Origin of the sequence: Rhodoblastus sp. (assembly GCF_041915505.1) — a bacterium.
In the GTDB taxonomy this organism is placed as follows: Bacteria; Pseudomonadota; Alphaproteobacteria; order Rhizobiales; family Beijerinckiaceae; genus Rhodoblastus.
On the sequence record NZ_JAYSBG010000157.1, the window covers coordinates 1 to 7,901 of the forward strand.

Annotated in this window: 8 protein-coding genes; 4 read left to right on the plus strand and 4 right to left on the minus strand. The window is 63.6% G+C overall.

The genetic code is table 11. The features are described 5' to 3' along the window. From ACE3S9_RS11095 to ACE3S9_RS11110, 4 genes are all read right to left on the minus strand, one after another. A partial coding sequence (locus ACE3S9_RS11095; RefSeq protein WP_374546523.1) for a quinoprotein dehydrogenase-associated putative ABC transporter substrate-binding protein occupies positions 1–727 on the minus strand: 727 nt, incomplete at its 3' end. Between the two features lie 10 nt (positions 728–737). Then, positions 738–1,229, minus strand: coding sequence for a c-type cytochrome, methanol metabolism-related (locus ACE3S9_RS11100; protein WP_374546529.1), 492 nt, complete (start codon positions 1,227–1,229; stop codon positions 738–740). Between the two features lie 225 nt (positions 1,230–1,454). After that, positions 1,455–3,257, minus strand: a complete 1,803-nt coding sequence (gene xoxF5 / locus ACE3S9_RS11105; RefSeq protein WP_374546524.1) for a lanthanide-dependent methanol dehydrogenase XoxF5 — start codon at positions 3,255–3,257, stop codon at positions 1,455–1,457. Between the two features lie 289 nt (positions 3,258–3,546). Beyond that, entirely contained in the window at positions 3,547–4,497 is a 951-nt protein-coding gene (locus tag ACE3S9_RS11110) for a quinoprotein relay system zinc metallohydrolase 2 (protein WP_374546525.1), read from the minus strand. Between the two features lie 99 nt (positions 4,498–4,596). On the opposite strand from ACE3S9_RS11110, the gene ACE3S9_RS11115 reads away from it, so the two are divergent. From ACE3S9_RS11115 to ACE3S9_RS11130, 4 genes are all read left to right on the plus strand, one after another. Continuing rightward, complete coding sequence (locus ACE3S9_RS11115) at positions 4,597–4,833, plus strand: hypothetical protein (protein WP_374546526.1); 237 nt, start codon at positions 4,597–4,599, stop codon at positions 4,831–4,833. Positions 4,834–4,984: 151 nt separating this feature from the next. Further along, complete coding sequence (locus ACE3S9_RS11120) at positions 4,985–6,112, plus strand: S-(hydroxymethyl)glutathione dehydrogenase/class III alcohol dehydrogenase (protein ID WP_374546527.1); 1,128 nt, start codon at positions 4,985–4,987, stop codon at positions 6,110–6,112. Between the two features lie 137 nt (positions 6,113–6,249). After that, positions 6,250–7,758 (plus strand): glycerol-3-phosphate dehydrogenase, encoded by a 1,509-nt coding sequence (glpD, locus tag ACE3S9_RS11125; protein WP_374546528.1) that lies wholly within the window; start codon positions 6,250–6,252, stop codon positions 7,756–7,758. Further along, the coding region (locus ACE3S9_RS11130) for an FGGY family carbohydrate kinase (protein ID WP_374546530.1) at positions 7,758–7,901 on the plus strand (144 nt) is incomplete at its 3' end. The genes glpD and ACE3S9_RS11130, both read left to right, overlap by 1 nt.

Consider the following 7,901-nt stretch of genomic DNA (forward strand, 5'->3'; position numbering starts at 1 on the left):
ATTCGGTTTCGCCGTGGCGCAGGCCGAAGGCGACGCGGAACACGAACGGCGGGCGCTTGTCGGTGACGAGCGGCGTGACGGTCAGCGGCGTCGCGGCCTTTCTGGCGAAATAGCCGCCGATCGGCCCCCACAGAATGGCGGCGTCGATCTCGCCGGCGACGAGATCGTTCAGCGCGTCCTCGGCCGGGGAATCGAAGCGTCGGTCGACCAGCAGCGAATAGCTTTTGACATGGTCGTAGACGCCCAGCGCCATCAGATGATCCACCGGCGGGGTGGCGGCGATGACGCCGATCTTCGCGCCCTTCAGGCGCGGATCCTCAAGGCGGTCCACGCCATCGAGCGGGCCGCCCTTGCGCGCGATCAGCACATAGGTCGAGGCGTAATAGGGATTGGAATGATCGACCAGGTCGGATTGCGCGGCATAGCCGATGACGACGTCGCACATGTCGGAGCCCAGCGTGTTGCGCACGAAGCCCGGGCCCGCCGGCATCCAGAAATAATGCAGCGGCAATTGCAATTCCGCCGCCACCAGTTCGGCGATCTTGTTCTCGAAGCCTTCCTTGGCCTTGTTGGAGAAGGGTAGGTCGGCCGGTGCGGCGCAGACCCGCAGGCGGTCGCGCGAGACCAGGTCGGGCCTGGTCTGCGCCAGGCCCGGAATTGGAGACAACAAAGCGGCAAGGCAGATCAGCGCCCTGCCTGCGCGTCGGGTCTTGCGCGCGGGGATCATGGCCGCGAGATCAGCTCGTGCCCATGCAGGAATCCTGCGCCGCCTGCCAAGCCGCGGATTTGGAAGCGTGGTCCGCGGGCCTGTTGCGGCCCAGCGCATCGTCCGAGCGGGCCCTGAGATAAGTGTAGATGTCGTCGAGGTAGCACATGACGTTCTTGTCTTCGCCGAGCGAAGGCATGACCTTTTCCTGGCCGCCCGCGAGGTTCTTGCGCCCTTGCGCGACCGTCGCGAGGAAGGTTGCGTAATCCAGCGTCTTGAGGGAGTCGATCAGCGCCGGGGCGTAGCTGGAGCCCATGCCGTCCGGCCCGTGGCAGCGGAGACATTCGGCATTGTAGCGCTGGAAGCCGGAATAAGTGGGCCAGTCAACCTTGCCTTTGGCGTCGATATTATAGGTCGGATTGCCGTCGGCGTCGAAATAACGGCCGTCCTTTTCGCTCGCCGGCTGCTTGGGGTCGGCCTGTGCGACGCCGACGAAGACAAGCGCTGCGCAGAGGGCCGCCAAGGACGATGCGAGCCGCTTGGTCGAGGCGAGACGGGCTGGTTTTTCAGAAACGAAAGCTTTCACGACGCGAGATCCATCCGTATTTTCCGTCCGCCGCAGCATCGCTTACGCCTGCCCGTGTCGGGCGGCTCCAAGTATTGACGCCGAATGAGACTTGAACATGTCTGACTGAACAAGAAGCCGGGCGGGTCTTGCGACGCGCCCGGCTCGGATGCAGGCCGAAGGTCACTCGGGGAGGGCGAAGACCGTCAGCGTTCCACCGAGGGAGGTGTAGTTGCTCAGGGCCGCATAGCCGCCGACCGCGCCGAGACCGGCGTGGGGATCGGTCAGGCCAGCCGCGAGGCCGATGCCGGCCCAGCCGCCGACGCCGGACAGAACGGCCACATATTGCTTGCCCTTATGCTCGTAGGTCATCACGTTGCCGATGATGCCCGACGGGGTCTTGTACTTGTAGAGCAGCTTGCCGGTCTTGGAGTCGACCGCCTTCAGGTAGCCTTCGAGCGTGCCGTAGAAGACGATGTCGCCAGCCGTCGCCAGAGCGCCGGACCAGACCGAGAACTGCTCAGGCAGCGACCAGACGATCTTGCCCTTGGTGGCGTCCCAGGCGATGAAATTGCCCATGTTCGAGCTGCCTTCCGGCGGGAACATCGACAGAGTCGCGCCGACGAAGGGCTGTCCGGGCGTGTAGCTCACGCGGAACGGCTCATAATCCATGCAGACGTGGTTGGTCGGCACGTAGAACAAGCCGGTCTTCGGCGAGAAGGCGGAAGGCTGCTGATCCTTCGTGCCGAGCGCCGCCGGGCAGATGCCCTTGGAGTTGACGTCTTCGCCGTTCTGCTCGGTCGAATAGCGGCCAACCACCATCGGACGTCCGAAGGTCGGGCTGCTGCGGTCCATATCGACCTTGGTCGCCCAATTGACGGCCGGATCATATTTCTCCGCGACGAGCAGGTCGCCATTGGTGCGGTCGAGCGTATAGCCGAAGCCGTTACGGTCGAAATGCACCAGCAGCTTGCGCTCCTTGCCGTCGATCTTCTGTTCGACCAGCGGCATTTCATTGATGCCGTCATAGTCCCACTCGTCGTGGGGGGTCATCTGATAGACCCATTTGGCCATGCCGGTGTCGGGATCGCGGGCGAAAATGGTCATCGACCACTTGTTGTCGCCCGGGCGCTGTTTCGGGTTCCAGGTCGAGGGGTTGCCGGAGCCGTAATAGATCAGGTTCAGGTCCGGGTCATAGGAATACCAGCCCCAGGTGGTGCCGCCGCCGATCTTCCATTGATCGCCCTGCCAGGTCTTCAAGCTGGAATCCTTGCCGACCGGCTTGCCGAGCACGGTGGTCTTTTCCGGGTCGAACTTGATCTCATCGTCCGGACCGACCGAATAGGCGCGCCAGATGCGCTTGCCGCTGTTGATGTCATAGGCGGTGACGCTGCCCTGCACGCCGAATTCACCGCCCGAAATGCCGACAATGACCTTGTCCTTGACCGGCATGACGGTCGCGGTATTGGTCTCGCCCTTCTTCGGGTCGCCGTTGACGGCGGTCCATACGACCTTGCCGCTCTTGCCGTCGAGCGCCACAACGGTGGTGTCGGCCTGATGCAGGAAGACCTTGCCGTCGGCATAGGCGAGACCGCGGTTGACGGTGTCGCAGCACATCACAGGAATGACGTTCGGATCCTGCTTGGGCTCATATTTCCAGATGATCCGGCCCTCGTTGTTGAGATCGAGGGCATAGACGATATTCGGGAACGGCGTGTGGACATACATCACGTCGCCCACGACGAGCGGGGCGCCTTCGTGACCGCGCAACACGCCGGTCGAGAAGCTCCAGGCCGGCGCCAGCTTGCCGACATTGCTGGCGTTGATCTGGTTCAGTTCAGAATAGCGGGTATTTGCGTAATTGCCTGTCTGAATCACCCATTGCTTGGGGTCCTTTTCATTTTTCAGGACTGATTCATTGGCGTACGCCGACGCGCTGAGCGCCAGAGCGGTAGCAGACAGGAGAGATGCGTAAAGCCTCTTCATGGGGGGTCCTCCGAAACGCAACGGCGTCCATATTTTCTTTCGGCTGCCGATGTATTGGCCGCGTTGGGCCAGATTTTACGTCGTCCTTCGACAAAAGGCGTAAAGGTTGCCGGTCTGTCGATTTCACGGGCGCGGCCATTTTTTATGACAAAAAAAATGTACAGTCGGCTTTGCGCCCTCGCAACGCGCCGCGCTGCTTCCCGATTATTATATTTGGCTTAGAGCCTTCGGTATGAATGCATTTTAGGCGCGCCGGGCGGGCTGTTTTCATTTCGCGAATGCGAGATGATTATTCCCATTCCAGTTCATGATAGGCGGCGATTGCATTGCGCCTGTTGAAATCGTCGAACAATTCCCACTTGTCGCGCTCCGACCGCGCGGCCTTGTCGGCGGCTTCCTGCATGGTCTCGCCGGCCCGGATCGAAGCGCGCACGTCGTCGCGCAATGTGGAAAGATAGGTATCCACACGCTGCGCGGCTTCGGGCCAGGGCATGGCGGCGGGACCGTGGCCGGGGACGATCCGGGCGGCGGGGCGCTGCTCCAACTGTCGCAACACGGCGAGCCAGCCGTTGAGATTGCCGTCCAGCGCCGGGACGTGGCCGGCAAAGATCAGATCGCCCATGAGCCAGGTCCCGGTGGCCTCGTCCAGGACGGTCAGGTCGCAATTGGTGTGGGCGGGCGGCCAGGCTTCGAGCTTGAGCGGCCGGTCGCCCAGATCGATGGTCTGCGGCGAATCGACCAGAACGGTCGGAATGACGACGCGCGTGCCGGCGAAGATCGCGTCGCCGAAATCCTTGCGCGCATGGCGGAGATAATCCTCGGCGTGGGTTCGCAGCGCCTCTGGGAGATTTTTGTGGCCTATGAAAATGGCATTATCGCCTAAAAAAGCGGCAGAGCCGAAAATATGATCTGGATGGTCGTGAGTCAGGATCACATAGCCGATCGGGAGATCGGTTTTTTCGCGGATTGTCGCCCGCAATCTTTGGCCCGCAAGGTAGCTGCCGCCCGTATCGACCACCGCGACGGAATTTTTCCCGATGATGAATCCGGAATTGCTGATCTGGCCCGCATTTTGTATGTTGGCTAACGCATACGGCCCGACGACGACATAGACGCCCGGCGCCGTCTGCTCCGCGACAAAAGGTCTCGCGGCTTCGACTGGCGCTTGCGCCGGCTGAGCCAGGCTGGAGGCCAAGAAAATCTGCGCGGTGAGAATGCCGGAGAGTAACGCCCGTTTCATCCTTCCCCGCCGCAGGGCAGGGACGCGCTGAAGCTTGGAGTCTCGTAGTCCTTTGAGCCCGTTGGCGCATGGGCGCCGCTGGGGAAACTGGAGGAAGGCATGTCTGTTTTCACCGCCGTGGTCCTGGTTTGCCAGTTATCCGTCCCGCCGCAGGCTTGCGACGAGACCAAGGCGATCGACGTCATCTCGACGCGCGTCGAGAATGAATTCGCCTGTATGCGTGGGTTCCAGGAGACCATGGCGCGCGGCGCGCTGCGCGAGGGTCTCGGGGAAACCGTCTATATGAAGACGCAATGTGTGCGGCGCGAAACGACTTCTACTGCTGCGAATGAGTAAAACGCGACGCCGCGTGCGCCGCAATATGTTTTGCTTCGCTTTTTCGCCGGAGGTTCTGAAATTGTCCTTATAATCGGCCGTGGCGATTGCGCGGAAAGTTGCCAGCGACTTTAATGGGAAAGTATTCCTTCCCATTCAAAGGTTCTATTCCATGAAGACGCGTGCAGCTGTCGCCTGGAAGGCGGAAGCGCCTCTCACCATCGAAACAGTCGATCTGGCGGGGCCCAAGGCGGGCGAAGTGCTGGTCGAGATCATGGCGACCGGCGTGTGCCACACCGACGCCTACACGCTTTCGGGCCTCGATTCCGAAGGCAAGTTCCCGGTCATCCTCGGCCATGAAGGCGCGGGCATCGTCCGCGAAATCGGCGCCGGCGTCACGTCCGTGAAAGTCGGCGATCATATCATTCCGCTCTACACGCCGGAATGCCGGCAGTGCAAAAGCTGCCTGTCGCAGCGCACCAATCTTTGCACCGCGATCCGCTCCACCCAGGGCCAGGGCCTGATGCCGGACGGCACCAGCCGCTTCTCCTGCGCGCCCGCCGGCGGCAGCAATGATATCCTGTGGCATTATATGGGCTGCTCGACCTTCTCGAACTTCACCGTCCTGCCCGAGATCGCCGTCGCCAAGGTGCGCGAGGACGCCCCCTTCGACAAGATCTGCTACATCGGCTGCGGCGTCACCACCGGTCTCGGCGCTGTGATCTACACCGCCAAAGTGTGGCCCGGCGCCAATGTCGTGGTGTTCGGCCTTGGCGGCATCGGCCTGAACGTCATTCAGGGCGCGCGGATGGTTGGCGCGGACAAGATTGTCGGCGTGGACCTGAACCCTGGCAAAGTGGAGATGGCCAAGAAATTCGGCATGACCCACTTCATCAATCCGAACGATGTCGGTCGCGACAAGGTGGTGGAGGCGATCGTCGACGTCACCGGCGGCGGCGCGGATTTCGCGTTCGAATGCGTCGGCAATATCCACACCATGCGTCAGTCGCTGGAATGCTGCCATCGCGGCTGGGGCACGTCGGTTCTCATCGGCGTCGCGCCCTCGGGCCAGGAAATCTCCACCCGTCCGTTCCAGCTCGTCACCGGCCGCAACTGGCGCGGCTCGGCCTTCGGCGGCGCGCGCGGCCGCACCGATGTGCCCAAGATCGTGGACTGGTACATGGAGGGCAAGATCAATATCGACGATCTGATCACCCACACCATGCCGCTGGAAAAGATCAACGACGCCTTCGATCTGATGCACAAGGGCGAGTCGATCCGCTCCGTCGTGGTCTACTGATCCCACATTTCCCGTCGAGGACGAAACGCCGTCGGCCGGCCCGGCGGCGTTTCGCTTTTCCGGCGGCTGTTTGACGGCGGCTTCCGCCGCGCCGAAGATTGCGGCAGGCGATTCGCGGCGCCGGAACGGGAGAGGGCGTGAGCGGCGATCCGGCTTCATACGACCTTTTCGTGATCGGCGGCGGGATCAATGGCTGCGGGGTCGCGCGCGACGCGGCCGGACGCGGCTATCAAGCGGCGCTGGCCGAACAAGGCGATCTCGCCGAAGGAACCTCCTCGCGCTCCACCAAGCTCGTCCACGGCGGCTTGCGTTATCTCGAACATTTCGCCTTCGGCATGGTGCGCGAGGCTCTTCGCGAGCGCGAGACGCTGATGAGCATCGCGCCGCATCTGGTCCGGCCCCTGCGATTCGTGCTGCCGGTCTTGCCAGGCGGTCGCCCGGCTTGGCTGTTGCGGTTTGGTCTGTTCCTTTACGACCATCTCGGCGGCCGCGAAAAACTTCCGGGGACGGAGGCGCTCGATTTGCGCGATGTCCCGGAGGGCGCGCCGCTGCGGCCGAGCTTGCGAAAGGGCTTCGCTTTTTCGGATTGCCGCGTCGACGATTCGCGTCTCGTCGTGCTCAATGCGCGCGACGCCGCCGACCGAGGCGCGACGATCTTCACGCGGACCCGAGTCTTGCGCGCATGGGCGGAGCAGGGGGCGTGGCGCGTTGTTCTCCGCGACGCGACGGGGGGAGATCGGGAGGTCGCGGCGCGACTGATCGTCAATGCCGCCGGCCCCTGGGCAGGCGCCGCGCTCGGCGCCGTTCTGGGCGTGCAGGCGGCGCCGCGGCTGCGGCTGGTGCGCGGCAGCCATATCGTCACGCGCAAGCTTTTCGACCACGACAGCGCCTATCTGTTTCAGGCCGGCGACGGGCGGGTGGTCTTCGCAATCCCCTATTGCGACGATTTCACCTTGATCGGCACGACCGATGCGGATTTTTCCGGCGCGCCCGACGAGGCGGCGATCACGCCGGATGAGATCGCCTATCTCTGCGCGGTTGCGAGCGGCTTTTTCGCTCGGCCGGTCGGGGCAGGCGACGTGGTCTGGTCCTTTTCCGGCGTGCGGCCTTTGCGCGACGACGGCGCGGGCGATGCGGCGCAGGCGAGCCGCGATTATGTCCTCGACGAGCGGCGCGTCGAGGGCGCGCCGCTGCTCAGCATTCTCGGCGGCAAGCTGACGGCGTTTCGTCATGTCGCCGAACAGGTCGCGGATCGCGCGGCGCTGAGTCTCGGCGCGCGCGGAAAACGCTGGACCGCCGCCGCCCGCCTGCCCGGCGGCGACCTGTCGCGCGGCGATCTCGCCGCTTTCGCGCGCGACCTTGTGGCGCATTATCCCTTCCTCACGGCGCGCGAGGCGGCGCGACTCGCCGGCGCCTATGGGACTGTGGCCGGGACGATCCTCGGCGCCGCGAAAAAGCGCGAAGACCTCGGTCGCGATTTCGGCCTCGGCCTGAGCGAGGCGGAAGTCGAACATCTCGTCACCCGCGAATGGGCGCGAACGGCCGAGGACATTTTGTGGCGGCGCTCCAAGCTTGGCCTGTGGGCGCCGCCTGAAATGGCCGGCGCCTTGGACGAATGGCTGGCGACGCATTCGGAGGGAGCGTGATGACGCATTATGTCGGCGCGATCGATCAGGGCACGACCAGCACCCGCTTCATCGTTTTCGACCGCGCCGGCGCCGTCGTCGCTTGCGCGCAGCGCGAGCATCGCCAGATTTATCCGCAGCCCGGCTGGGTCGAGCATGACGCC

What these genes read in the sequence shown, in the direction of transcription:
- xoxF5 (WP_374546524.1), bottom strand. Translation starts at nt 3,257, where the DNA reads ATGAAGAGGCTTTACGCATCTCTCCTGTCTGCTACCGCTCTGGCGCTC.
- ACE3S9_RS11110 (WP_374546525.1), bottom strand. Translation starts at nt 4,497, where the DNA reads ATGAAACGGGCGTTACTCTCCGGCATTCTCACCGCGCAGATTTTCTTG.
- ACE3S9_RS11115 (WP_374546526.1), top strand. Translation starts at nt 4,597, where the DNA reads ATGTCTGTTTTCACCGCCGTGGTCCTGGTTTGCCAGTTATCCGTCCCG.
- ACE3S9_RS11120 (WP_374546527.1), top strand. Translation starts at nt 4,985, where the DNA reads ATGAAGACGCGTGCAGCTGTCGCCTGGAAGGCGGAAGCGCCTCTCACC.